Annotated in this window: 22 protein-coding genes and 1 pseudogene; 12 read left to right on the forward strand and 11 right to left on the reverse strand. The window is 61.4% G+C overall.

Annotation, left to right across the window (positions count from 1 at the left end; genetic code table 11):
• Positions 1 to 209 precede the first annotated feature (209 nt).
• Together JJ869_RS11230 and JJ869_RS11235 are read right to left on the reverse strand one after the other, a co-directional pair.
• Positions 210 to 3983, reverse strand: coding sequence for an efflux RND transporter permease subunit (locus JJ869_RS11230; protein ID WP_292267230.1), 3774 nt, complete (start codon positions 3981 to 3983; stop codon positions 210 to 212).
• Positions 3980 to 5284: an efflux RND transporter periplasmic adaptor subunit gene (locus tag JJ869_RS11235; protein ID WP_292267232.1), complete on the reverse strand. Its 1305-nt coding sequence runs from the start codon at positions 5282 to 5284 to the stop codon at positions 3980 to 3982. Before JJ869_RS11235 ends, JJ869_RS11230 begins: the two co-directional genes overlap by 4 nt.
• Positions 5285 to 5627: 343 nt before the next feature.
• On the opposite strand from JJ869_RS11235, the gene JJ869_RS11240 reads away from it, so the two are divergent.
• The 5 genes from JJ869_RS11240 to JJ869_RS11260 all read left to right on the forward strand — a co-directional run bounded on the left by JJ869_RS11240 (position 5628) and on the right by JJ869_RS11260 (position 10685).
• A complete protein-coding gene (locus tag JJ869_RS11240; protein ID WP_292267235.1) occupies positions 5628 to 6284 on the forward strand; it encodes a hypothetical protein in 657 nt (218 codons plus the stop codon).
• A gap of 48 nt (positions 6285 to 6332) precedes the next feature.
• Complete coding sequence (locus tag JJ869_RS11245) at positions 6333 to 7661, forward strand: PQQ-like beta-propeller repeat protein (RefSeq protein ID WP_292267239.1); 1329 nt, start codon at positions 6333 to 6335, stop codon at positions 7659 to 7661.
• A gap of 67 nt (positions 7662 to 7728) precedes the next feature.
• Complete coding sequence (gene der, locus JJ869_RS11250) at positions 7729 to 9180, forward strand: ribosome biogenesis GTPase Der (protein ID WP_292267242.1); 1452 nt, start codon at positions 7729 to 7731, stop codon at positions 9178 to 9180.
• 83 nt (positions 9181 to 9263) lie between these two features.
• Positions 9264 to 9971 (forward strand): DUF5765 domain-containing protein, encoded by a 708-nt coding sequence (locus JJ869_RS11255; protein WP_292267244.1) that lies wholly within the window; start codon positions 9264 to 9266, stop codon positions 9969 to 9971.
• A gap of 45 nt (positions 9972 to 10016) precedes the next feature.
• Positions 10017 to 10685: a DUF2306 domain-containing protein gene (locus tag JJ869_RS11260; RefSeq protein WP_292267247.1), complete on the forward strand. Its 669-nt coding sequence runs from the start codon at positions 10017 to 10019 to the stop codon at positions 10683 to 10685.
• A gap of 90 nt (positions 10686 to 10775) precedes the next feature.
• Here the strand turns inward: JJ869_RS11260 and JJ869_RS11265 are convergent, their stop codons facing one another.
• From JJ869_RS11265 to JJ869_RS11275, 3 genes are all read right to left on the reverse strand, one after another.
• Positions 10776 to 11765, reverse strand: a complete 990-nt coding sequence (locus JJ869_RS11265; RefSeq protein ID WP_292267250.1) for a DUF4274 domain-containing protein — start codon at positions 11763 to 11765, stop codon at positions 10776 to 10778.
• 218 nt (positions 11766 to 11983) lie between these two features.
• On the reverse strand, positions 11984 to 13750 hold the full coding sequence (locus JJ869_RS11270; RefSeq protein WP_292267251.1) for a PQQ-dependent methanol/ethanol family dehydrogenase: 1767 nt from the start codon (positions 13748 to 13750) through the stop codon (positions 11984 to 11986).
• A 315-nt stretch (positions 13751 to 14065) separates the two neighbouring features.
• Positions 14066 to 14476 carry a c-type cytochrome gene (locus JJ869_RS11275; protein WP_292267254.1) on the reverse strand — a complete coding sequence of 137 codons (411 nt, stop codon included), beginning with the start codon at positions 14474 to 14476 and terminating at the stop codon, positions 14066 to 14068.
• Between the two features lie 157 nt (positions 14477 to 14633).
• Between JJ869_RS11275 and JJ869_RS11280 the strand changes: the two genes are divergently transcribed.
• Both JJ869_RS11280 and JJ869_RS11285 read left to right on the forward strand, forming a co-directional pair.
• Positions 14634 to 15608, forward strand: a complete 975-nt coding sequence (locus tag JJ869_RS11280) for an ABC transporter substrate-binding protein (protein WP_292267256.1) — start codon at positions 14634 to 14636, stop codon at positions 15606 to 15608.
• 2 nt (positions 15609 to 15610) lie between these two features.
• Positions 15611 to 16282 carry an ATP-binding cassette domain-containing protein gene (locus JJ869_RS11285; protein ID WP_292267258.1) on the forward strand — a complete coding sequence of 224 codons (672 nt, stop codon included), beginning with the start codon at positions 15611 to 15613 and terminating at the stop codon, positions 16280 to 16282.
• On the opposite strand, the gene JJ869_RS11290 is transcribed toward JJ869_RS11285, so the two are convergent.
• The 6 genes from JJ869_RS11290 to JJ869_RS11315 form a co-directional block, all read right to left on the reverse strand.
• Positions 16279 to 16833 (reverse strand): sel1 repeat family protein, encoded by a 555-nt coding sequence (locus JJ869_RS11290; RefSeq protein ID WP_292267260.1) that lies wholly within the window; start codon positions 16831 to 16833, stop codon positions 16279 to 16281. The two genes, JJ869_RS11285 and JJ869_RS11290, sit on opposite strands and share 4 nt — an antisense overlap.
• Before the next feature lie 53 nt (positions 16834 to 16886).
• On the reverse strand, positions 16887 to 17678 hold the full coding sequence (locus JJ869_RS11295; protein WP_292267262.1) for an ABC transporter permease: 792 nt from the start codon (positions 17676 to 17678) through the stop codon (positions 16887 to 16889).
• The gene (locus JJ869_RS11300) at positions 17675 to 18391 is read right to left on the reverse strand and encodes an ABC transporter ATP-binding protein (RefSeq protein ID WP_292267264.1); all 717 of its coding nucleotides are present in this window, start codon (positions 18389 to 18391) and stop codon (positions 17675 to 17677) included. Before JJ869_RS11300 ends, JJ869_RS11295 begins: the two co-directional genes overlap by 4 nt.
• 120 nt (positions 18392 to 18511) lie before the next feature.
• Positions 18512 to 18958, reverse strand: coding sequence for a hypothetical protein (locus tag JJ869_RS11305; protein ID WP_292267266.1), 447 nt, complete (start codon positions 18956 to 18958; stop codon positions 18512 to 18514).
• Between the two features lie 53 nt (positions 18959 to 19011).
• A complete protein-coding gene (locus tag JJ869_RS11310) occupies positions 19012 to 19980 on the reverse strand; it encodes a YVTN family beta-propeller repeat protein (protein ID WP_292267267.1) in 969 nt (322 codons plus the stop codon).
• Between the two features lie 83 nt (positions 19981 to 20063).
• Positions 20064 to 21242 carry an ABC transporter substrate-binding protein gene (locus JJ869_RS11315; RefSeq protein ID WP_292267270.1) on the reverse strand — a complete coding sequence of 393 codons (1179 nt, stop codon included), beginning with the start codon at positions 21240 to 21242 and terminating at the stop codon, positions 20064 to 20066.
• Between the two features lie 176 nt (positions 21243 to 21418).
• Here JJ869_RS11315 and pedF point away from each other — a divergent pair, with 176 nt between their 5' ends.
• The 5 genes and pseudogenes from pedF to JJ869_RS11340 all read left to right on the forward strand — a co-directional run.
• Entirely contained in the window at positions 21419 to 22117 is a 699-nt protein-coding gene (gene pedF / locus JJ869_RS11320; RefSeq protein ID WP_292267272.1) for a cytochrome c-550 PedF, read from the forward strand.
• A gap of 49 nt (positions 22118 to 22166) precedes the next feature.
• A complete protein-coding gene (locus JJ869_RS11325; RefSeq protein ID WP_292267279.1) occupies positions 22167 to 23021 on the forward strand; it encodes a transporter substrate-binding domain-containing protein in 855 nt (284 codons plus the stop codon).
• A gap of 84 nt (positions 23022 to 23105) precedes the next feature.
• The gene (locus JJ869_RS11330) at positions 23106 to 23636 is read left to right on the forward strand and encodes a carbon monoxide dehydrogenase subunit G (RefSeq protein WP_292267274.1); all 531 of its coding nucleotides are present in this window, start codon (positions 23106 to 23108) and stop codon (positions 23634 to 23636) included.
• Between the two features lie 53 nt (positions 23637 to 23689).
• Positions 23690 to 24175 carry a (2Fe-2S)-binding protein gene (locus JJ869_RS11335; protein WP_292267277.1) on the forward strand — a complete coding sequence of 162 codons (486 nt, stop codon included), beginning with the start codon at positions 23690 to 23692 and terminating at the stop codon, positions 24173 to 24175.
• 55 nt (positions 24176 to 24230) lie between these two features.
• Positions 24231 to 25676, forward strand: a pseudogene (locus tag JJ869_RS11340) (xanthine dehydrogenase family protein molybdopterin-binding subunit); the annotation flags it as partial.
• Between the last annotated feature and the right edge of the window lie 27 nt (positions 25677 to 25703).

Consider the following 25703-nt stretch of genomic DNA (forward strand, 5'->3'; position numbering starts at 1 on the left):
CAGACGACGACACGGTCGTTGTCGAGCTTCCGCCCCCGAAACAGATACGCCCGCTCTCCCAGTACATAAAACCCTCCTACTACAGCAGCGCTTCTGTCCTACTCAAAAAAGCCATACTCTCCAAGCAATGGACGATGTCTGTTCACTTTTGCGCAACAATCATCAACTCTGACTCAAATAGAACAAGTGCGGTTAACAAAGCTGCCACATTATTCAGCAGCCCTGACCGGGGGCGTACCTTCGTTGGCCTGTGACCGCTGCAGAATACGCTTGAGATCATCAAGGCCGGGCGCCCCGGATGTGCCTTCCTCGTAGTCGGCGTCAGGGCGGCCTTCGTCGTCTTCCCAAAGGATCGTCGGTGATTTCAGCTTGCGCGCCGCCCGCTGCAATGTCCAGTCGCGACCAGCGCGGCTCGCGCTGCCGCCACCCAGACGGGCCAGCAACCGGAAGAACCAAAGCGCATAGGTCGTGAACCACACCCGTGCCGCCAGCATAGCGGGGGTGAAGACCAGCGTCAGAACCGTCGCGATGCCCAAGCCGAACACCACAGCCGTTGCCAGCTGTTTCCACCACAGCGCCGTTGGGCTGTCGATGGAATAGCCACCTCCGAAGAAATCAAGGCTCAGGCCGAACATCATTGGCGCAAGGCCCGCCATCGTTGTGATTGTGGTCAGAAGCACCGGACGAATGCGATCCTCGGCGGTGCGCACAATCGCCTCGATCCGCGGCATGTAGCGCGAGTATTCCTGGTAGGTGTCGATCAGAACGATGTTGTTGTTCACCACGATCCCGGCCAGCGCGACGATCCCGGTGCCCGTCATGATGATGCTGAAGGTCTGATCCATGACCAGCATCCCGATCAGCACACCCGTGGTGGACAGCACCACCGCCAACAGCACCAACAACGCGTTGTAGAAGCTGTTGAACTGCGCCAGCAGGATGATGAACATCAACCCCAGCGCCGCGGCAAAGGCGTTCATCAGGAACGCGCCGCTTTCCTCTTGTTCTTCCTGATCGCCGGTCCATTCCCACTGAATCCCGGGCAGCGGATCGGTGTCGAGCCATTGCGTCAGATGGGCGATCCGTTCATTCGCATTGACCGGCACGATCCGTGCGCCATTGTCGAGCGCGTCTTGCAGGGCGACCGCAGACAGTTCAGCCCCTGCATCGAACACCGCATAACGTGTTTCATTCGGGCCGAGGATTGCGCCGTCTTCGGCAGCTTCGATCAGGCCCAGCGTAGTGTCAGTGCCGTCAGAACCCGCCTCGACGACCTTGCTCAGGCCGACAAGAACATCTGCTTTGACGTCGAAATAGCGCTTCTGGTCGACACGGTTGATCTCGGCCAGTTTGGCCACCGGTTTGCGGGTGATGAAGTTGGACAGCGGCACCAGCCCGTCTGGGGTGCGCACGCGCAACGTGTCGAGCGTTGACAGGTATCTGTCCTCTTCCGGCAGACGCACACGGATTTCGATTTCTTCGTCCGAACTGGGGACACGCATCGTATCAAGCAGGATACCCCGCGTCACCAATTGCACCATCGCACCAACCACAGCCACGTTGGCACCGTAACGCCCGGCCTTTTCCACATCGACATCAATCTGCCAGTCGATGCCGGGCAGGGGCCGCGTGTCTTCGATCAGTGTCAGGCCCGGCGTCTGTTCAAACTTCTGACGTGTGGTCTCGGTGACAGCCAGCAGCTGATCCCAGTCATCCGCCTTGAGACGCAGATGCACCGGCTTGCCGCTTGCCGGGCCCTGTTCCAGCGCCTTGATCTCGACCTGTATCCCCGGCAGGGTTTGTGCCGCCGCGTTCAGTTCCGCAATCACGACATTGCCGTCCAGATCGGGACGATCAGCGCGGTCTTCCCAAGGGATTGTCTCGAACTGCACCTGCCCAATGGTGTCGCCGGGAATGGAGGCCCCGCTGGCATCGGTGTTCAGACCGCCGTCGCCAGCAAAGGAAAAGGCATTGATCACGCCGGGATGCGCCAGCACGATGTCTTCGACCCGGCGGACAAGGGCGTCCTTTTCCTCAAGGCTCAGGTTGCCTCGCGCGCGGACATAGGCAATCGCCTGTTCCGGTTCGGACTCCACAAAGAATTCGACGCCGTTGCTGTGTTCACCGAAATACATGAACACGCTGACAACAAAGCCCAGCACGCTGGTAATGGCGACGATCGGCATGATCGGATTGCCCGCGATAAGCTTGGTGAAATAGCCGAAAGCCGTCCGGCGGCGGCTGCCCTCGACCCGAGTCCGTTTCCAGGTGATCGACGCCGCATCGAGCACGATCGACGCCAGCACAGATGCCACCAGAAACAGCGCCACGCCCGGAAGATGCGAAACGAGTCCATTGCCCAAGGGCGGGAACAGGAACCCCGGCTCAAGCAGCAAGAGCGCGCCTAGGAACAGCATCGTCAGCACGACAGGAACCAGCGCCGCCCGCAAAAGCCACGGCGTCCGTGCTTTCATGGCGGTCGACGCACGATCCAGCATGCGCGAAAAACGCCCCGTGACGCCCCCCATGACCGGCAGGTAAACCAGCGCCACCACCAGCGATGCTGACAGCACGAAAATCAGCGTGACGGGCAACATCCCCATGAATTCGCCCGGAACACCCGGCCAGAACAGCATCGGCAGGAAGGCACATAGCGTTGTCGCGGTCGAACTCACCACCGGCCAGAACATCCGCTTTGCCGCCTCGACATAGGCATGCATAGGCCCCGAGCCGTCCTTGATGCGCTTGTCGGCATACTCCACCACCACGATGGCGCCATCGACAAGCATCCCCACCGCAAGGATCAGCCCGAACATCACGATGTTCGAAATGCTGACCCCCATGATTGTCAGGAACACGAAACACAGCAGGAACGAGGTCGGGATCGCGAAGCCGACCAGCAGCGCCGCCCGCAGACCGAGCGAGGCCAGAACGACGATCATCACCAGGGCCACGGCGGTCAGAACCGACCCCTCCAGCTGTTTGACCATGCTGTCCACGATCCGCGACTGGTCGTTCGAACTGCCCACCTGCACAGCGGCGCGCAGTTCCGGCGGCCAGTTTGCCTCGGCCGCGGCGACCTCCTGTTTGACCAGTGTCGCGGTGTCGATCAGGTTGAAGCCCTTGCGCTTCACCACCTGCAAGGCCAGCGTCTTTTCCCCGTTGAACCGCGCCGTTCCCTCGCGGTCCTCGAATGTCAGGTTGATGGTCGCCAGATCGCCCAACGTAACAACCCGGTCGCCATTCACCTTGACCGGCAGATCATACACATCGCGCTGATCGTCAAAGCTGGAGGGGATCTTGACTGCGAAACTGCCCTGTTCACTGCGCAACTCGCCTGCCGCGATCAACTGGTTGTTGTTGCGAACAACATTGATCAGTTCGTCAGCCGTGACGTTGTAGCTTTCCAGCCGAAGCGGGTCGATCACCACTTCGAGCATTTCATCCCGGTTCCCGGCAAGCCCGGCCTCAAGCACGGGCTCCAGCGATTCCAAACGGTCCTGCAGGTCTTTCGCCACCCGCGCCATCGTGCGTTCGGGCACAGGGCCTGTGAGGTTCACGATGATGATCGGGAATTCCGAAAAGTTGATCTCGTTGATCGAATACTGCTCAGCTCCGGACGGAAAGCTGGCTTGCGCTTTGTTCATCGCGTCGCGCACATCGGCCATGACCTGCGTCTTGTCCCAGCCGAACTCGAACTCGAGCGCAACACCCGCATAGCCTTCGGCAGCGGTGCCGGACATGGATTTCAAGCCATCCAGATCCGCCATTTCGGTTTCCATCGGCTTGACCAGCAGGGTCTCGCTGTCTGCAGCCGAAATACCGGGGAACTGGACTGACACGAAGAGAGCCGGGATTTCGATATCCGGCTCACCTTCTTTGGGCAGCGTGTCGTAGGCAAACCACCCGATGGCCAGTGACAACGCAATGAACGCCAGCACCATCCGGGCGCGTTCAGCCGCCCAATCGACAATCCCGGTCATTGGATGACCTCTTCAAAACTGCGGGCGACGGGCACACCATCCGTGACGAATTCCTGCCCAACGGTGATCACATCCACCTGATCGGGAAGGCCTTTGACATATATGCCGTCCGGCGTGTCGCGCAGGATTTCGACAGGCATGAACAGTGCCGCACTGTCGGCGTCGATGACCCGAACTCCCAACGTGCCGTCGTCATTCAGAGTCAGCGAGGACGACGCCAAGAGGTGCGCAAGAACACCCTGCGACTGGATCAGAATCTCGGCTGTCTGTCCGTCGCGGATGGAAAAATCGGGGTTCGGAACGGTCAGTTCCACCCGGAAAGTGCGTGTCGTCGGATCAGCGGCGCGGGACAGGAAGGTCACGCGGGCCATCACATCGCGGCCTCCGTTCAGCCGGGCCCCGGCCATTGCGCCCACTTCGACACGGCCAACCTCGGTCTCGGGAACAAATCCAACCACCTTGATCGGATCCAACTGGATCACCGTGGCACACAGGCCACCGGGCTGCATCAGGCTCCCAAGTTCCGCGGTATCGGTCTCAAGCACTCCGGCAAACGGCGCGGTGATCTGAAGTCGGTCGATTTCCGTCTGTGCGCGCGTGACAGAGGCCCGCGCGCTTTCGATGCTGGCGGTCAGCCCGTCCAACCCCGCCTCGGCTGCTTTCACGCCTGCTTCTGCCGTTGTGATGGCGGCCTGTGCGCTTTGTACGGCGGCTTCGGTATTGGCCACGCGGGTCTGGCTGGCGAACCCGTCCTGGCTCAGACGCTCGGCGGCAGTCGCATTGATCCGCGCTTCCTCAAGCCGCGCTTGGGCTTCGGCCAGTCGGGCCTGCGCCTCGGGAATCCGTGCTTCGACCTCGGGGCGGCGGGATTCGGCTTCGGCCAGCCTGGCCTCTGCCTCGGCAAGGGCTGACGCCCGTGTGCCCGGATCAACCGAACACAGCAGATCGCCCGCCTGAACAAAGGTTCCCTTGCGCAGGGGCGGCGACATGATCTTGCCGCTGACCTCGGACACGACGGACACCTGCCGCGCCGCTTCCGTTTCGCCACGCAGCCGCACCTGAGTTCCGATTTCCTGCGCAACTGAGCGTTTAGCCATGACCCGCACAACACCGTCCGCGAGGACCTCGTTTTCCGTTGAACCCTCTGCTTCAGGCGCCGCCGCAACCTCTTCGGAAGGCGCGTCTGCAACCTCGCGGGGGCTCAGGTCCGACAAAAGCGCGAAGAAACGCTCTCGTTCGATCACCAGTCCAAACAGAACGGCGGCCACCAGACAGGCGGTGATAAGGGGAACTATGCGCATCAGACGAACCTTGTGCCTGCCGATCTATCGTAAAACGGGTGTCTTTGCCCCGGTCTTCGTGTGTCTTATCCGGTCTTCTTGCCCGCAATAAGACATACGGTGAACTAATCAGTTTAGATTAAGTCTCCGCAGAATTTTTTTCAAGATGAACCGAATGGTTCACCTTGTCTCAGGGCGTCGTTGCAGGCGGGTGTGCAGGAATTGAGCAACGGATGGCTTATGTCACATTACATTGCGTGGGAAACACCGGAAAACCGCGGCTTGGCACCCGAGGCGCATCACGGTATGAGGGGCAAAATGTACGCGCGTCCAGCAAGAGGCGCAGGTCAAAAGGGGCTTCAGGGTGAGCGACACAGACAGCTTTATCGAAGAGGTGACCGAAGAGGTCCGCCGCGACCGCCTTTTCGCTCTGATGCGCCGCTATGGCTGGATTGCGGTGGTTGCGGTTCTGCTCTTGGTCGGCGGCACAGCCTATCGCGAATACACCCGCGCCGCCGAAACGGCCAAGGCGCAGGCCTTTGGGGATGCGATCCTGGCCGCTTTGGAAAATGACGCCGCTGCGGATCGTGTAAGCGCGCTTGACCAGATCGAGGCCCCCACCGCCGAAGGCGCTGCCGTGCTCGATATGCTGATAGCCGCGGAAGAAGCTTTGGAAGGCAACGGAACCGCCGCTGCCGAACGGCTCAACGCGGCAGCCACCGATGGCGACTTGCCAGAGATCTACCGCCAGATCGCCAGCTTCAAGGCGCTGACACGTCCCGAAAGCGCGCTCGGTGCCGACGAACGGCGCGTGGCGTTCGAAGCGATGGCCGTACCCGGCGCGCCGCTGCGGCTTCTGGCTGAGGAACAATTGGCGTTGCTCGACATCGAAGCAGGTGACACCGAAGCCGCACTGACCCGCCTCAACGCACTTCTGTCGGATTCGGAACTGACAGCAGGCTTGCGCCGACGCGCGTCTCAGTTGATTGTGGCGCTGGGGGGCGAGATCGAGGCGTCCTGATCGGAGGGCCGTCAGGGTCCGACACGACAAAAAGACGAGGGCAGGGCAGTGCAAGCGAAACTTATTTTGGCCAGCGTGATCGCAACCGGTGTTCTGGCCGGCTGCGCAGATCGCGAGATTATGCTGCCGGGCGAACGTCTGGGCGTCCGCGAGGTTCTTCAAGACCCGGTGAATGCCGTGGCCGCGACACCCGAAAACGCCGCACTCGCAGCAAACATCCCCGCCACGGTGAACAACGCGGCATGGGCACAAAGCCATGTCAGCCCCTCGACCCGGATTGGCAACGCCGCGCTCTCTGCCAATTTGACGCCGGTCTGGTCGACCTCCATCGGGCAGGGCGACAAACGCCGCGCGCGGATCATCACCGATCCCGTGGTCGCCGATGGTCGCATCTTCACAGTCGACAGCGCAGGCCGCGTCTCTGCCACGTCCACCAATGGTGAGGCGCTGTGGTCCTACAGCCTCGTGCCCCTGCGCGATGATGCCTCGCAAGCGCTGGCAGGTGGTCTGGCGCATGACAACGGTCGGCTTTATGTGACGTCCGGTTTTGGCACGCTGACCGCTCTCGACGCCGCAACGGGTCAGGAAATCTGGACCCAGCGCTTGCAGGCCACGGCAACAGGCGCACCCACCGTGTTCGGCGGTCTGGTCTACCTCGTCGCGGGCGACAGCACCGCGTGGGCAATCGAAGCCGATGATGGCCGGGTGCGCTGGCAGTCAGACGGTCTAGGCGATGTAGGCAACGTCGCCGGTGCAGCACCACCGGCGGTCAACAACACCCATGTGGTCTTCTCGTTCGGCAGCGGTGCCGTACAGGGCGCGTTCCGTCAGGGCGGCCTGCGCCTCTGGAGCGCGGACATCGTCGGGTCGCGCAAGGGCTTTGCAATATCGCTGGTCGATGACATCACGGGCTACCCGGTGATTGACGGCAATACCGTCTACGCGGGCAACCATTCCGGCAGTCTTGTCGCGCTCAACGTCAATTCCGGCGAACGGCTCTGGACCGCGCAGCAGGGTGCAATGGACCCGGTCTGGCCGGCGGGCAACTCGGTCTATTTCGTCTCTGACCTGAACGAGCTTGTGCGTCTGGACGCTACGACAGGCGAACAGATCTGGGCGGTCGATCTGCCGGGCTACGAACCTGTGCGCCGTCCACAACGCCGCCGCGACTCGGCATTCGCCAACCACGGTCCGATCCTGGCCGGCGGGCGCCTCATCGTTGCCTCGTCCGATGGCTTCCTGCGCTCCTTCGATCCGGCTTCGGGCGAATTGATCAGCCAGACCGAGATTCGCGGCGGTGCCACCACGCGCCCCGTTGTGGCCAATGGCACGCTTTACGTGGTGTCCACCAACGGTGTGCTGCACGCCTATCGCTGACCCCTTTCGCAGGCGCGGGAAATAGGCTAGGCGGGCGGCTTGATCTGAACCGGAGTCCTGTGCGCCCATGTCTTTCACCCTTGCCATCGTCGGCCGCCCCAATGTCGGCAAGTCGACCCTGTTCAACCGTCTGGTCGGCAAACGGCTGGCTCTGGTGGATGACCAGCCCGGTGTGACCCGCGACCTGCGCGAAGGGGCGGCCAAGCTGGGCGATCTGCGCTTTACCGTGATCGACACCGCCGGTCTGGAAGAGGCGACAGACGAAAGCCTGCCGGGCCGGATGCGCAAACTCACCGAACGCGCCGTGGACATGGCCGACATCTGCCTGTTCCTGATCGACGCCCGCGTCGGCGTCACCCCCGCCGACGAGGTGCTGGCCGAGATCCTGCGCAAACGTGCAGCGCATGTGATCCTTGGTGCCAACAAGGCCGAAGGCAACGCGGCTGAGGCCGGTGTTCTGGAAGCCTACGCTCTGGGTCTTGGCGAACCGCTGCGCATCTCGGCCGAACACGGCGAAGGCATGCCGGATCTTTACGCCATGCTGCAACCGCTGGCCGACGCCTTCGAAAAACGCGCCGAAGCAGACGCCCCCGAAACCGAAGTGGATGTCGACGATGAAGATCCCGACGCGCCCCGCGCCATCACCAAGGCCAAGCCGCTTCAAATCGCCGTTGTGGGCCGTCCCAATGCGGGCAAATCCACGCTGATCAACAAGATCCTTGGCGAAGACCGCCTGCTCACCGGCCCCGAAGCGGGAATCACCCGCGACGCCATTTCCGTCCAGACGGAATGGGACGGGGTGCATATGCGCATCTTCGACACGGCGGGCATGCGCAAAAAGGCCAAGGTGCAGGAAAAGCTGGAAAAGCTCTCCGTGTCCGATGGCCTCCGCGCGGTCAAATTCGCCGAAGTTGTGGTCGTCCTGCTCGACGCCGCAATCCCGTTTGAATCGCAGGATCTGCGTATCGCTGATCTGGCCGAACGCGAAGGCCGCGCCGTCGTGATCGCCGTGAACAAATGGGACACGGAAGACGACAAGCAGGACAAGCTCAAGATGCTGAAAGAGGAGTTCGAACGCCTCCTCCCACAACTGCGGGGCGCGCCGCTTGTCACCGTCTCCGCGAAAACCGGACGCGGCCTCGACCGCCTGCAAGCGGCAATCGTCAAGGCCCACACCGTCTGGAACCGCCGCGTGACCACTGCTCAGCTCAACCGTTGGTTGGCCGCCATGCTCGAACAGCACCCGCCGCCCGCACCGCAGGGCAAACGCATCAAGCTGCGCTACATGACCCAGGCCAAGACCCGCCCGCCGGGTTTCGTGGTCATGTGCTCACACCCCGACAAGATGCCCGACAGCTACAAGCGCTACCTCGTCAACGGCTTGCGCGAGGATTTCGACATGCCGGGCACCCCCATCCGCCTGACCCTACGCGGGCAGGGGGACAAGAACCCTTACAAGGGCCGTCGCGAACGGAACGCGGGCGCGTTGAAGAAGCATTTGGGGAAGGGGCGAGGCTGACCCAAAGGCGCGCAAAACAGCTTTTCGCGTGACAAACCAGGACCCACCGCGCATAACTGCCTTCCCCAGACGGAGGGCAGCCAATGTGCTGGAGCGAAACAGCATCCATAGGGATGGTGGCACTCGGAGGAGCAGCTACGGCGGTTACCTTCTTGCGGGGCGATCCCAAAGCGATTTGGCTGACGATGGGGTACTTCACATTCATGGAAGCCCTGCAAGCTGCGGGCTATTCCTACGTCGACCAATGTAGCGAACCCGAGAATCGGCTGATCACGCAGCTGTCGTATATCCACATCGCGTTTCAGCCGTTCTTCATCAATGCCTTCGCCATGGCCATTGCCCCCGAACGCGTTTCGCCAAGGCTGCAACGCTGGGTCTATGGCGCATGTGCCTTGGCCTCCGCGCTTTTGCTGTTCCGACTGGTTCCGGTCGAGGCGCTGGGACCTTGCCAACCCGGCGACATCCTTTGTGGTCTGTCCTGGTGTCTGGTTTCAGGCGAATGGCATATCGGTTGGGAGGTGCCACTGAATGACTTCTGGCGCGCCATCGGTGTTACTGTGCAGTTCCCGCTCTACATGGCGGCTGCATTTGTCCTGCCGTTGATCTATGGCGCGTGGCGGTTTGTGGTGTTCCATGCCATGGCAGGTCCACTTCTGGCGATCACGCTGACAAACGATCCAAACGAAATGCCCGCCATCTGGTGCCTGTTCTCAATCGGCATTCTGATCATCGGCCTGAGCTCAGTCATCCGGACCAAAGTGTTCAAAGCCCACCTCCCAATGACTGCGTGAATGCCCGTCTCTGTCATTCCCGCATCGCAGGGCTAAGTCACTGCCATGCGCTCTGCTTTGTCTTCCATTGGTCTTCTGATCCTCGCGATCAATACGCTTTGGTTCGTCGTCTATTCGGCACAACTGGGTGTTCAGGGCCTGCTGTCCGACAGTCCGTCTGACGTTTCGCGGGTCTTCCTGACGGACAGTATCGTGGCGAATGTCGCGTTGGCGGGTCACATGTTGGCCGGGGCCGTCTTGACGATCGGTGCTCCGCTTCAGGCCCTGCCGATCCTGCGAAACCGATGGCCACGTCTGCACAGGCGATCTGGATACGGACTTTTGACGGCGGCTGTCGTGACCGGTGTAGGGGGTCTGGTCTATATCGCAAGTGTCGGAACCATCGGCGGAGCGTGGATGGACTTCGGTTTTGCGCTCTATGGCGCGGCCATTCTGTTTGCTGCGATCAAAACAGTCTCGCACGCCGTTGCTCGACAGAGGCGAAGCCATTTCGAGTGGGCGGTGCGCCTCGTGGTTCTGGCCGTCGGATCGTGGATTTACCGAATGCATTACGCGATCTGGTATGGCCTGACTGGTGGTGTGGCATCCAATGAGACATTCAACGGGGCGTTTGATCGCGTCCAGGTTCTGGCGTTCTTCGTACCATACCTTGTGATAGCCGAAGTTTGCCTGCGGTTGCGGCGTCGGAACCGGACCAAGGCAGCCGTTGCCTGACCGAAACAAAAACGGCGCACTCGAAGGCGCGCCGCTCGATTTCATGCGGTTTTCGTCACCAGTGCGCAAAACTGCCAGTCAGATCACCCATCAACCGTCCAAGCTGACGATGTGCTCGGAATGCGCCGTATACCGGCTCTGAGGGGTGCGACCGCTCAGGACATCCTTGAATAGCCCGACCGGCACCGGAACATTCTCGTCGGAATGGATTGACCGTTCTTCGAAGAGCCGCCGCATTTCGTTCAGAAGGGGGCGTTGGTCATTGGCATATCCAATGGACGCAAGCGACAATTCCTGCCGGGCAAATCCCTGCGAATTTGCTCGTTCGCAGATATCGAGGATAAGGGACCCGGGAAATTGTGCGGAACTTTTGTCCTTGAGCATGCCAACGATGGCCTGACCGTACAACATCAGAAAGACGCCGGCGGCGGTCGCACGATCGCACCCGGGTTGGCGGACGATCCAGTAAAGAAGCTGTACATTCTCGGGAATGTCATAGTTCAATTCTGGAAGCATTTGATGCCACAAGTCGGGGTCAGGTGACTCGCTTTGCCATTCAATGAACTTGGGGTCCGTTGTCTCGATATTCTTCGGACCGGATGGTGCGCCTGTTGCGTGGGCCTCGGTTTCAGCAAACGCTTTCATGATCAGAACTGCGCAGGACAGAGGGTTTTCGATCTGGCTGAAGCCGCCAGCATCAATCTTTGCCTGACAGGTGTCGTCCAAAACCTCGCGCGCAAGGTCGCCCACGTTGCGAAACTTGTAAAGCCCGTAGATCTCGTGTGCCACCCGCGGATGGTCCGTCATGAGCTCGATTTCATCTCCCAGACGGGCATCCAGTGTTTCGAAAATGATCTGACAGGCTTTTTGCTCGCCGCGTGTCAAAGATGAAACGGTCGGCGCTGCGGCAGACGGGTTGCCGCTATACATCCTGCGAACAAATCGCACAGCGAAAGCCATAAGGTAGTCCGCGCGCCCGGAGGCCTGCGGTGACAGTCTGGTGTATCGTCCTCCAAGAAAGGCGGCGATCCGTTCTATTCCGGGTTCGAGCGCTTTGCGCCCATCTTCATACGAAGCCATCCACAGTTTCATAGCCATCGACCTTTACCAGACAATTCAAATCCATGGTTTTCGGATATTCCCCTTTTATGGCAAGAGTTTGCCAGCAATGCGGAAACGGTTATTCACGCGCCCGGAGGCCCAGGGCGAGACTGGCTTAAGTCTGTCATTCCTGCGAAACCAACAAAAAACGGCGCACCCGAAGGTGCGCCGCTCGATCTCACAAGATCCGGTAAGGATCAGTTCGCCGAGGCCAGCTCTTTCGGCAGGCGGAAGGTCCAGAGCGTGCCACCCTGGTTGAGGTAGTTGACCTTCTTGGCCACTTCACCCCCCCAGAGCGGAACCGCGCCACCCCAGCCCGAGATGACCGAGACATACTGCTCGCCATTCTGTTCCCAGGTGATCGGCTGACCGACGATGCCGGAGCCGGTCTGGAACGACCACAGCTCCTGGCCGGTCTCGTCATCCAGCGCGATGAACTTGCCTTCCGGTGTGCCGAAGAACACAAGCCCACCGGCCGTGGTCATCACACCACCCCAAAGCGGCGCGTCGTTCTTGTATTCCCAGACCCAATCGCCGGTATCCGGGTCAATCGCCTTGAGCGAGCCGATATGGTCTTCGTAGTTCGGCTTGATGGTGAAACCGGACCCCAGATAGGCCGCTCCCTTCTTGTAGGTGATCGGCTCGTTCCAGATGTCCATGCCCCATTCGTTCGACGGCACGTAGAAGTTGCCGGTCCGCTTCGAGAAGGACATCGGCATCCAGTTCTTGCCACCCAGGAAGGACGGCGAGGCAAACACGACCTCACCCTTCTTGCCATCGGCTGCGGCAGTCGGATCGCCCGGACGGTTCTCTTCGACAAAGATCGGACGACCGTTCTCGTCGATACCCTCGGCCCAGCTGATGTCCTTCACAAACGGCGTGCCGCTGATGAAGCCGCCATCCGCGGCGTTCAGCACGTAGAAGAAGCCGTTGCGGTCTGCTGTCGCCAGACGCTGCGACCCGTCGCGGGCGTCGAACGCCACAACTTCGTTCACACCGTCATAGTCCCAGCCTTCGCGCGGCGTCGTCTGGTAGTGCCACTTGATCTCGCCGGTCGCCGGGTCAATGCCGATGCGACTGGCGGCATAAAGGTTGTCGCCCTTGCCGGAATTGTCCTGACCCGCATCACGCAGCCAGCTGTTCCAAGGGGCCGGGTTACCTGCGCCGAAGATCAGCGTGTCGGTGCGCTCGTCATATGAACCGCCCAGCCATGTGGCACCGCCACCGGTCTTCCACATGTCGCCCGGCCATGTCGCGTTGAGCGTGCCGGTCATGGTGCTTTCTTCGCCATTGAGCATGCCCATATGGCCTTCGATCACCGGGCGTTCCCAGACCAGATCGCCATTCTCGACATTGCGCGCCTGCACCGATCCGACGATGCCGAACTCACCACCCGAATTGCCGGTGATCACCAGATCGCCAACAACCAGCGGAGCCGCCGTGTAGGAATAGCCCGCCTTGTAGTCGTCGATCTGATCGCGCCAGACCACATCGCCGGTCTTGGCGTCCAGCGCCACGATCCGCGCATCCAGCGTGCCGAAGATCACCTTGTCGCCGGCAAGCGCCGCACCCCGGTTGATCACGTCACAGCAGGGCAGGATGCCCTCGGGAAGCCGGGCATCGTACTGCCAGATTTCCTCGCCGGTGTTCACGTCAATCGCATAGAGGCGCGAATACGATCCGGTGATGTACATGATGCCATCATAGACCAGCGGCTGCGTCTCCTGACCGCGCTGCTTTTCGCCACCAAGGCTGAACGCCCAGGCCGGAACAAGGTTCTTGACGTTGTCCTTGTTCAGCGTCTCCAGCGGCGAATAGCGCTGCAGATGCCGCCCCATCCCGTTGGTGACGACCTGATTGGTCATCGTCTGGTCATTCGCCAGCATGTCCTCGGTCACACCCTGTGCCAGAGCGCCTGACGCGGCGAGTAGGCTGGCTGTGACGGCGGCAACAAATCTGTTCATCCGTATTCCTCCCATGAACTTCAGTTGCAGGTATCCAGATGCACGGGGGGCGCATATGGACGGCTGACCGGCAGTATAGGGATAACGAATGCGTGTTGTACGCGACTTGTGTCGTAAGACCTTTGGGAGGTTGACAGGGGGGCATTCGCTGCGGCGAATCGCACCCCGTACGGAGCAGCAAGCGTAGGGTGCGTGCTTGCACGCACCGCTCGATGCACGAAAAAGGTGCGTGGATTCACGCACCCTACCTTTGCCTACCATCAGCGCTCGTTGACATCGCCAAATGCCAAGAATGCATCCTTCGCGCTCATAACCTCACTTCGAAATCGCTGAATTGTCCTGCGTCGTGATCGACACGAGATAGGACAGGATGAAATCCTGCACCGTCCGGTCCTCGATGCCGACATGGCGCATTTTGGTGCCCGGCATGAAGCCGTCATTGTCCTCCATCCACGCGCGCAGTGCCGCTGGGGTCCAGACGATGCCCGAGGCCTCCAAAGCAATCGAATAGTCGTAATCTGGATAGGTCCCGGCGCCGCGCCCGACGATGTTCTCCAAAGGCGGGCCGTAAGACGAATCCGTCGGCTCCACCGCGTGACAGCGGCGGCACTCGGCCTCGAACAGGGTCTTGCCCGCATCGATCTTCACCTGCTCAAAGGTGGTCTCGCTGGCAAAGGCGGGCAGGGCGCAGAGACTTGCAGCTGCGATCAGGGCAAAACGGGTCATTGGTGGTCTCCTTCAATAAGATGCCCCAAGGTAAGAACGCCAGAAATCTGCCAATATGATCCACATCAAGAGCTACGACCTTGGCCCACATCCTTTGGTCGTATTTTCGCAAGAAAAGCGGCTGGTACTGTGGGGCCAATCATTCTGGGAGGACATGATGAGCTTTTTCTCCACACTCCGCGCGACCTCTGCCGCGCTGGTTCTCGTCGCCACAGGCGCACTCGCCGAAACCCCCGTTCTGCGTGCCGCCGTGCTTGAAGCAGGCACGGTAAACTGGGAACTCGACAGTCTCAAACACAACGGCTTCGATACCGAAAACGGGTTTGAACTGGTGGTTCAGGGCGTTGCAGGCGGGTCAGCCGCGCAGGTCGCGTTTCAGGGCGGCGAGGCGGATGTGATCGTGTCCGACTGGCTTTGGGTCGCGCGTCAGCGGGCTGAGGGCAAGGATTACATCTTCGTGCCCTACTCCAAGGCCGTGGGCGCACTTTTGATCCCCGAAGGCAGCACCGCCACCTCGCTCGCCGACCTCAAGGGCGGCAAGATCGGCATCGCCGGTGGGCCGCTCGACAAAAGCTGGCTGATCCTGCGCGCCTATGCGCAAAAGATGCACGGTATGGATCTGGTGACCGAGACTGAACAGGTCTTCGGTGCTCCGCCGCTGATCTACAAGACTGGGCTTCAGGGCGAACTCGACGGCGCGATCAACTTCTGGCACTTCCTTGCCAAGATGGAAGCGGGCGGCATGACGCCGCTCATCACCGTGGATGACGCCGCGCGCGAACTGGGTCTGGACCCCGAAACCCCACTTCTGGGCTACGTCCTGCGGGGCGAGATGCTGCGCGATCACCCTGATCTGGTCGAGGGCCTTGCCGCCGCAAGCCGCGCGACCAAGGACCTGCTGGCGTCCTCCGACGCCGAGTGGGACCGCCTGCGCCCCCGCATGAACGCCAAGACCGACGCCGAATTCGAAGCCCTCAAGGCAGGCTTCATCGCAGGCATCCCCGCCGACCAACCCGTTGACGAAGACGCCGCGGCCCGCATGCTGGCGCTCATGGCCGATCTTGGCGGTGAGGAACTGATCGGCGCAGCCACGACCTTGCCTGAAGGCGTCTTTGTCCAGCCGGGAAGCTGAGCTTGGCTGCGGCGCCGACCCTGAAACTGGTGAGCAACCGCGACACCCCCACACCGGCGGACGCACCCCCGCCGGTCCTGTGCGTCACTCTGGACGGCATGCGCTTTGGTGACAAATCGGTGCTGGGGGCCATCGACCTGCGTCTGGCACCCCGCGAAACCGTGGCCATCACGGGCCCGTCCGGTGTCGGGAAAACCACGCTGATGCGCATCATCGCGGGTCTTGAACACCGCTACGACGGCCATGTCCGCCGCCCCGACAAACTGGCAATGGTGTTTCAGGAACCCACCCTGATGCGCTGGCGCAGCGTCGCTGACAATCTGCGGATCACGCTGGGCCTGACGCCTGATCAGATCGACATCGCGCTGGAAGAGGTCGGGCTCGCCGGGCGCGGCGACGCGTTCCCGGATCAACTCTCCCTCGGCCAGCAACGCCGCCTTTCACTGGCCCGCGCCTTTGCCGGAAAACCCGATGTGCTTCTGATGGACGAACCTTTCGTCAGCCTCGACGCCGAACTTGGTGACGAAATGATGACCCTGTTCGAGCGCCTGCGCGACAACCACCCCGTCGCGACGCTTCTCGTCACCCACGCAATCTCCGAGGCCGAACGCCTCGCGACGCGCATTCTTGAATTGTCGGGAAGCCCTGCGCAATTGCAGGCGCGTCGCCGTTAAAACAAAGGCGCGTATTTCCAATTGTCCGCATCCGGCGTGACCTCGTCGAGGTCGTAGCCAGCGCCCTGCAACCGCTGCGCGATCTCCAGACCTTCAGACGCCGCTTCATCGACAAAGTGTCGACCCAGCGCCTCGTCCTTGGCGATCCCATGCCCGCGCATCAGGTTCAGCCCGTGGTTGAACTTGCCCACTCGGTCCCCAAGTTCTGCCGCCTGACGATCCCAGGCCGCGCTGGCATCCGGGTCGTAGTCGCCGCCAAGCCCGTTGTTGTCCAACTGGCTCATCCAGGTCATCGCCCCGGTATAGCCCGCATTGGCGCAGTTCTCGAACAACGCCCGCGCCGTGGCATGATCGCCCGATTTGGTCAGCATATAGCCCGTGGAGCACAGCACCATGCCGGTCTCGCCTTTCTCGGCGCGGTCCAACATGGATTGCCACGTCATCTCGTCCGGGTTCAGCACACCACCGGGATCGTCTTCCTCGGGCTCGGCCCAAAGGGCAGTGGCACTCAGCGCCATGGCGCAGCTCAGCGGGATCAGAAAATGTTTCATGGTCTAAGCCTAGCGCAACGCGCGCCGGAATTCACCCTTGCTATGGTCGTAGATCACCCCTTGCGGGTCATCATCCCCCGCGCGGGGTCATAACCCCAGACCGCCAGCGCCATGAACACCACCGTCGCCAGCGCCGTCCACAGAAGCGCCATGGGGTTCAGCTCGACGTAAAGCGCAAAGCGGATCAACTCGACAGTATGTGTGAACGGGTTGGCGGCACAAATGTCGTGCAACAGCTCTGAACTCTCCGCCATCTTCCACAGCGGGTAGAGCGCCGAGGACAGGAAGAACATCGGGAAAATCACGAAGTTCATCACCCCCGCGAAGTTCTCCAACTGCTTGATGAAGCTGGACAACGCGAGCCCCAGCGCCCCCAGCATCAGCCCACCCAGCAAGAGCGCGGGCAGGACAGCGACATAGCCCCAGCCGGGCAAGGTGATGTCGAACAGCCACGCCACCAACAAGAATGCATAAACCTGCAGGATCGAAATGATCGTGCTTCCCAAAAGCTTGCTGAACAAAAGCCACGCCCGCGACAGTGGTGCGGTCAGCAAAAGCCGCATCGACCCCATCTCGCGGTCATAGACAAGGCTGAGAGAGGATTGCATCCCGTTGAACAGCAGGATCATCCCGCACAGCCCCGGAACGATATAGGTCTCGTAGGTGATATAGGTCTGGTAAGGCGGCGAGATCGACAGACCCAGGGCGGCCCGAAAGCCCGCAGCGAACACAAGAAGCCACACCAGAGGGCGCACCAGAGCCGCAATGAACCGCTCGCGCTGGTGCACGAAGCGCAAGGCCTCGCGCAAAACGATGGCCCGCATCGCGATCAGCGCATGCCTCATGCCCGTGCTCCCGTCATCTGCGCGAAATATTCAGGCAGTGGATGGTCACCGCGCAGGTCGCCGCAGCGGCCATCCGCCAGCACCTGACCGCGATGCAGCAGGATCACCTGATCCCTGTCCCGCACCTCATCCGTCAGATGGGTGGCCCAAAGCACAGTCACCCCGGTGTCCGAACACAGGTCGTGGATGTGTTGCGTCAAACCGGCCCGCGTGGGGGCATCCAGCCCCACCGTCGGCTCGTCCAGCAACAGCACCTTCGGCTGATGCAGCAGCGCCCGTGCGATCTCGGTTCTGCGCCGGTGACCGCCGTTCAGCCCGCGCGCCTTTTCGCCCGCGCGCTCGGCCATGCCCAAACGGTCCAATGCGGCGTCGATCCGCATATCGGCAGAACGCCCGGACATCCCGTGTAACGCCGCGAAATAGCGCAGGTTCTGTTGCACCGTCAGATCGAGATCCAGCGTCGATTGCTGAAACACCACCCCGAGATCCGCCATGGCCGACAACGGGGCCGCTGCAAGATCATGCCCCGCGATCGAAATTGTGCCACCCTGTGTCACAAAAAGACGCGTCAGCAGCGAAAACAGCGTCGATTTCCCGGCGCCATTCGGGCCGAGCAAGGCCGCAAACTGCCCGTGCCCAACCGAAAAGGACACAGCCTCCAACGCTGTCTTAGGTCCATAGGAAAAGGACAGATCAGAAACCTGCAAACTCATCCGCGTGACCCGTCCAGTCTTCCCTGGTTCCAAAATACTTCGGGGAGCGCCCCCGATTTTGCGTCAACGCAAAATCACGATGCGTCGACGCATCGGACGCGCCGCAGAGAAAGCCTCGCGTCATTCAATCGTGATGTTGAGGCGCTGGGTCTCGCCGGTCGATCCGGGAATACGCAGGAAATATGTCCCCGGCTTGATCGCGACAAAACCGATTTCCATTTCCCCGGCATCGTCAAATTCGATCGAGTTCACACCGATGGGACGGATCTCCAGATCATTCACCACAATCTCGTCGATCCAGATCGCCCGAAAAAACTCGGACCCTTCCAGCGCCAGTTCGGCCGAGCCGTCGCCTTCGATCTCGAACTCGTAATAGGTGCCCGAGGTTAGGACCCAGGCCGCATCCGCCAGCGGCATACCAGCGCTCAATGTGATTGGTGGCAATTCAGCTTTGTTGGCCGAAGACAGGATGCCCGCGCGGCCCCATTGATCGCGCGGCGCGCCATCGGCAAGGGTTAAGGCTGGTGTAAGAATGGCAAGGCCGAGGGCGGTTACAAGTTTCTTCACGGTCGTCTCCTGAGTCGTCAAATTGTGATGGGTTGTCTTGGATGTGCCGGACGTCATTCGGTCGGGCGGAAAGCAGCGCCCCACGGAAACCGGCCGACCTTGATGCTCTTGATCGCCTTGCGGCTGGCCACGTCGATCACCGTTACATCGCCCGACACCCCGTTGGTGGTAAAAAGCTGCGTCCGGTCGCGGTTGAATGCCAGATGCCAGACCCTGCGGCCGACAAGGATGTAGTCCTCCACCTCGTAGGTTTCGGTATTGACCACGGCGACATGGTTTGACGGTCCGAGGGCGACAAAGGCATGTGTGTCGCCATTGGTGAACTCGAACCCGACAGGCTGCACCCGGTCGGGATGGATGTTGTCTATCTCGAAGTCGATCTTGGCTTTCTCTGTTTGTGTCGCGACGTCGAAGATGGAGATCGTGCCGCCGATCTCGGCACTGACCCAAAGCTCGGTCCCGTCCTTGGTGAACTCCGCATGACGTGGCCGCGAATCGACCAGCGTGTTGGCGAAGAGGGTCTGGGTCTCGGTGTCGATCCAATGCGCCATATTTGTGGTTTCCGAAGTCGTGATCGCAATCTTGCCATCCGGGCTGACCGCCATGCCTTCGGGTTCGATCCCGACGTCGATCTGCGCGACAACGGTGCGGGTTTGGGTATCCACCACAGTTGTGATCGCGTCGTCCTCGTTGGCAATGTAGAGATGCCGGTTGTCGGGGTGCAGGACGAACTGCTCGGGGTCTTCGCCAGAAGGCAAATCATACAGGATCTTGCCCGTGTTCGGGTCCATGACCTGCACCGCATCGCTGTCCGAGGCACAGATATAGACGACGGAATAATCCTTGGAGAACGTGATCCCGCGAGGCCGTTCGCCGGTCTCGATCGTACGAACCACCTCCATCGTTTCGATGTCGATCACGCTGATCGTGTCGTCTTTTTCGTTGGTCACCCAGATCTCGTCCGCAAGTGCCGTGGTCGACAAGAGGGCGGCGGTCAGGGTGGTGAGGATCGGCAGTTTCATGGGCGTCGGTCCCTTTGGTTGCGGTCGGATCCGGGGCCAGCCCCCGAACCCCCGGAGTTTACCGGGCAAGATGAAGAAGCAGGTCAGTTCTCGAAGGCGGCACATCCGCTTTCGGGTTGGTCGAGCCCCAACGTGTCAAGCTCGGTTCGCTGGTGCAGGAAGCCCTCCAGAGGGGCTTGCGCCACCAGAGCGCGTTCATGCACCAGCGGGATCGGCTGCCGCAGCTGACCGTTCCACGTGCGGAAGGTCAGGGGCCGTCCCTTGAAGCCCGCAAGTTCAAACGCGTCGGACAGCATGTAGCTGCGCAGGGTGGCGGCGTCGGCGGCGCCGGTGCGGGTCACCGCCTCTCCGATCGCACGCATCGCGGCCCAGACGGCGTAATCGCGGTCGAGCATCGGCCGGCCCGCCAGGTCTTCGAAGCGCGACTGCAGCTGGGCCGCCCCCCACGCCTCGACCACGCGGTGCCACGTCACCGGGCGCAGCCCTTCCGATCCGGCCACCGGGCGCGGACGCCACGTGTTGTAAGAGATGTAACGCGCGAAATCATCTGCTGCATCGGCGACCAGCAGAACGTCGTAATCGCCCAGATCCTGCGTGAAAAGCGGCACTTCCTGCGACGCATTGCGGCGCATGTCGGCGTCAAACGCCCATGTCTTGCGCGCCCCGAACGTGAGCCCGAACTTGCGGGCGGAGGTTTCCAGCGTGTCAGCCCAGGCCACATCCTCGGCCCGGTCTCCGGCGATCAGGGCAATCTCGTCCCAGCGCCGCGCCACGAAGAACTGCATCAGCGCGTCTGCCTTCATTGCGTAAGACGGGATCGTGTGGAGCACCTGTGCGCGGCACTGGTCCGCCCGCAACGCAACATCCGCGGCACCCGCGTTGAAAAACAGCGCCTCTGCCGCCTCGGGCAGATCGGCGGCTTCCAGAAGCTGAGCCATCGGCGCGTCAATCACAAGAAGGGCGCTGTCGGCCAAGGCCGCACGCACGGCGGCGGCGAAATCGCCGTCCTCGGGAACGTCCGTCATGGTCAGTCGATAGGTTTGGCCCAGGAACCGGCCGGTGGTGGTGTTGTCCTCAAGCCCCAGTTCGGCACCCCGCACTCCCAAATCCTCGGGGATCGGATCAAGATTGGACAGGGTCGGAGGCGGCGCCACCACTTGCTTGATGTAATGGATGTCCACGTTGACCTGGGCCAAAGCCGGGGCCGCAAGACCCAAAGCCAGCACTCCGCAAAAGGCACACGCAAGATGTGTTTGCAACATGGACGGTTCCTCCCGCTCAGACGGTAGTCGGTCTTCGAAACGGCGGGAAATACGACCATTGTCCTGTGCCTCAGGGGCCTGAATCGGCCTTCCGCGCCACGAAAGTCCAATACCGGGGGTGCCAACGCGCCATTACACATCGGCCAAGACACACCATTGTGCCTGAGGAGGACCCCATGACCGCATTCACATTCAAAACAGCTCTGGCCATCGCGGCCCTGACGGCCGCAGCCAGCCTCGTTCATGCGCATGGCGATGTGGCGCCGCAAGCGGTCGACACAACCGGGCTTCCTGAGAACGGTGAGGAGTGGCTGACCGAAAACCCGTACCGCGCGGAACTGGTGGGCGAAGAGATTTGGGCCAAGGCGGTTGCGATTGGCGCGTCGGGTTACAACCAGAACTGCGCCCGCTGCCATGGTCTCGAAGTGATTTCCGGCGGTCTCGCCCCCGACCTGCGTTTCCTCGAAGCCGAGGAATATGGCGATGAGTGGTATGCCGAACGCTTCCGCGACGGCTACACCCAGAACGGCATCACCAAGATGCCCGCCTTCGGGGAGCTTTTGGGTCAGGACGCGGCCTGGGCGATCCGCACCTACATCGAAACCCGCCCCGACGATGCGTCGATGGAAGACGCCTCGGATTCACTCAAGGCGTTGCGGGATCAGATCGCAGGATATGCCGAAGACCCGACAAACGCCGATGCAGACGCGCTCAAGACTCAACTGAGCGAGATTGCTGCCGGGATCGAAACCCTGTCCGGCGCACCCGTGGCCGACAGCGCCGCGTACCGCGCGGCGAACCTGATCGACGGCACACAAGAGGCCTATGCCCGCGCCGCCGAGGCCTTGACGATCGGTCTCTCAGCGGCACACTGACGCCATGAACACCCTGGTTCGCGCCACGTTCACCGCAACCCTGGTGGCCATGGCCTCACCCGTCCTGGCCAGCGATCCCTGCGCTGATCATGTGCCGCAGGCCAAGCCGCAGAATGCCAGCCGCGACATTGTCGGGCAGGATCTGGACCAGATCATGGAGCGCGGCTTCATCACCTTCGCGGTCTACGAAGACTATCCACCCTACAGTTGGGGGGATGCCGAAGCCCCCCGGGGCATCGACATCGACATCGCGCGCTTGATCGCCGAAGATCTTGGCGTCGAACCATGGTTCACGTTCTTCAGCGCGGGCGAAAACCTTGAAGCGGACCTGCGCTATCACATCTGGCAGGGGCCGTTGATCGACGGCAAAGTGTCCAACGTGATGATGCGCGTTCCCTATGACAGCGCGTTCAACTGTCGGGTCGAACAGGTGGTGTTCACCGGTCAATACATGACCGAAAGCATCGCCATCGCCTATTCGGATGCCGAATATCCCGATGGTGGCCCGGTCCCGGCCTATTTCCGGTTTGACACCGTTGCGGTCGAGAACGACTCCATCGCCGATTTCTACCTGACGAGTTTCGCGGGTGGGCAGTTGGCAAAAGGTGTACGCCGCTACCCGACCATGCAAGCCGCGATGAAAGCGTTGAACGACGGCGAGGTGATGGCAGCGATGGGCCCACTGGCGCAGCTTGAATTCGGCGCGGGCGAGGGGGTCTCGATCCACCAGCCTCCGCTGCCGGGTTTGGCCAAATCCAAATGGACGCTCGGCACCGGGAGCCATTTCGCGTATCGGGGTCTGAGCTACTCCGTTGATGACAGTATTTTCGCGGCTCTGTCCGATGGACGGATCGCAGCAATTTTCGAAAGCTACGGGCTGACGCATCAACCCCCGGAAAGATAGCTTTCTCGCGTATGTTAAGCCATTGGTCTTATATGCCCCGGGGGTCCAACCCCCTAGGCTGACCGTCAAAGAAGGATCACACCCATGCAGATGACCGATTCCCGCACGATTGCCGCCAGCCCTGAAGAGGTCTGGTCCGCGATCCTTGATCCTGAAGTCCTTAAAGCCTGTGTGCCGGGCTGCACCGAGATGAGCGGTTCGGCCGAAGAAGGTTTTGAAGCGACCGTTGTGCAGAAAGTCGGTCCGGTGAAGGCGACGTTCAAAGGCACGGTTGTCTTGTCCGACATGGTGCCGGGTCAATCCCTGACCCTGACAGGTGAAGGCAAGGGGGGCGCTGCCGGCTTTGCCAAAGGCGGCGCAGACGTCCGGCTGGTCCCGGTCGAGGGCGGTACCGAACTGCATTACGATGTGGATGCCAAGGTCGGCGGCAAGCTGGCGCAGCTGGGCAGCCGCATCATCGACGGGTTCGCCAAGAAGATGGCGGATCAGTTCTTCAGCAATTTCCAGTCTGCCGTTGAAGGCCCGCAAGAGGGTGCCGACACCGCCCCCGAAGCGGAAGCCGATGGCGACGGCGGCGAAAAGAAAAAAGGATGGTTCAAGAAACTCGTTTCTTGATCGTCACACAGTTCTGACACAACACTTATCAAAAGACCCACGGGAGGAGTTTGATGACAAAGGTAACAATGACGGTAAACGGCAAGACCGTTTCCGGTGAGGTGAAAGGCAACACGCTTTTAACCGAATTCCTGCGCGAAGATCTGCGCCTGACAGGAACGCATGTCGGCTGCGACACGTCCCAGTGCGGCGCCTGCGTCGTGCATGTGAACGGCGAAGCGGTAAAGTCCTGCACCATGTTTGCCGCCGAGGCCCATGGGGCCGAGGTAAAGACCATCGAAGGCATGGCCAATGCGGATGGCTCGCTCAGCGTGATCCAGCAGGCGTTTCAGGATTATCACGGCCTTCAGTGCGGTTTCTGCACGCCGGGCATGGTGATGTCGGCTGCCGCACTGCTCAAAGAAAACCCCAAGCCCTCTGAGGCGGAAGTGCGGGATTACCTTGAAGGCAATATCTGCCGCTGCACAGGCTACCACAACATCGTGCGCGCCATCATGGCGGCATCCGGTCAGGACGTGCCCGCGGTCGCGGCTGAATAATCCACAATTGTAGGGTGTGTGCCTGCACACGCCACTCCTAGGGAGGAACATCACTATGCCGAAAGATCATGGCATTGGCGCAAGCCCGAAGCGGCGCGAAGACGTCCGCTTTCTGACCGGCGCCGGAAACTATACCGACGACATCAACGTACATGGCCAGGCCTATGTGCATTTCCTGCGCTCCGACGTTGCGCATGGCAAAATCAATGGCATCGACACCAGTGCCGCCGAAGGTATGCCGGGCGTCGTCCGCATCTTCACCGGCAAGGATTTTGAAGGTGTGGGTGGTCTGCCCTGCGGCTGGCAGGTGACGGACAAGAACGGCGATCCGATGAAGGAACCGCCGCATCCGGTTCTGGCACAGGGCAAGGTGCGCCACGTGGGCGATCCGATCGCCGCCGTTGTGGCCGACAGCCTCGAACAGGCGCGCACTGCGGCGGAAGCCATCGTGCTCGACATCGAAGAATTGCCCGCCGTCGTGGACATGGCCAAGGCGCTTCAGTCCGGTGCCACCAAGGTGCATGACGATCTGTCCGACAACCTCTGCTACGACTGGCAGTTCGGCACGGACACCGAAACCACCGACGCCGCGTTCAAGAACGCGGCCCATGTGACGACACTGGAACTGGTGAACAACCGCCTCGTCGCCAACCCGATGGAGCCGCGCGTTGCCGTGGGGGACTACTCCCGCGCCCGTGACGAGCACACGCTCTACACCACTTCGCAGAACCCGCACGTGATCCGCCTGCTGATGGGGGCCTTCGTTCTGGGCATCCCCGAGCACAAGCTGCGCGTTGTGGCCCCCGATGTGGGTGGCGGTTTCGGCACCAAGATCTTTCACTACGCGGAAGAGGCGTTCTGCACCTTCGCCGCCAAGGCGTGCAACCGTCCGGTCAAGTGGACGGCGACCCGCTCTGAAGCGTTCATGTCAGACGCCCATGGCCGCGATCACGTGACCAAGATCGAACTGGCGCTCGACAAGGACAACAACTTCATCGGCATCCGCACCGACACGCTGGCGAATATGGGTGCTTACCTGTCCACCTTCGCGTCCTCGGTGCCGACATGGCTCCACGGCACGCTGATGGCGGGCAACTACAAGACACCCGCCGTGCAGGTGAACGTGAAGGCCGTCTTCACCAACACCGTCCCAGTGGATGCCTACCGCGGTGCTGGCCGCCCCGAAGCGACGTTCCAGCTGGAGCGTGTGATCGACAAGGCCGCCCGTGAACTGGGTGTCGACCCGATCGCGCTGCGCCGTCAGAACTTCATCACGCAATTCCCCTATGCCACGCCCGTCGCCGTCGAATACGACACCGGCGACTACGAAGCGACCATGGCCAAGATGGAAGAGCTGATGGACATCGGTGGCTTCGCTGCGCGTCGCAAAGCCTCCGAAGCCAAGGGCATGCTCCGCGGTCTCGGCGTCAACTGCTTCATCGAGGCCTGCGGCATCGCGCCCTCGAACCTCGTGGGTCAGCTCGGCGCACGGGCCGGTCTCTAGGATGCCGCAACTGTCCGGGTGAAG

The sequence above is a fragment of the Marivita sp. genome (assembly GCF_017643905.1).
Taxonomy (GTDB): Bacteria; Pseudomonadota; Alphaproteobacteria; order Rhodobacterales; family Rhodobacteraceae; genus Marivita.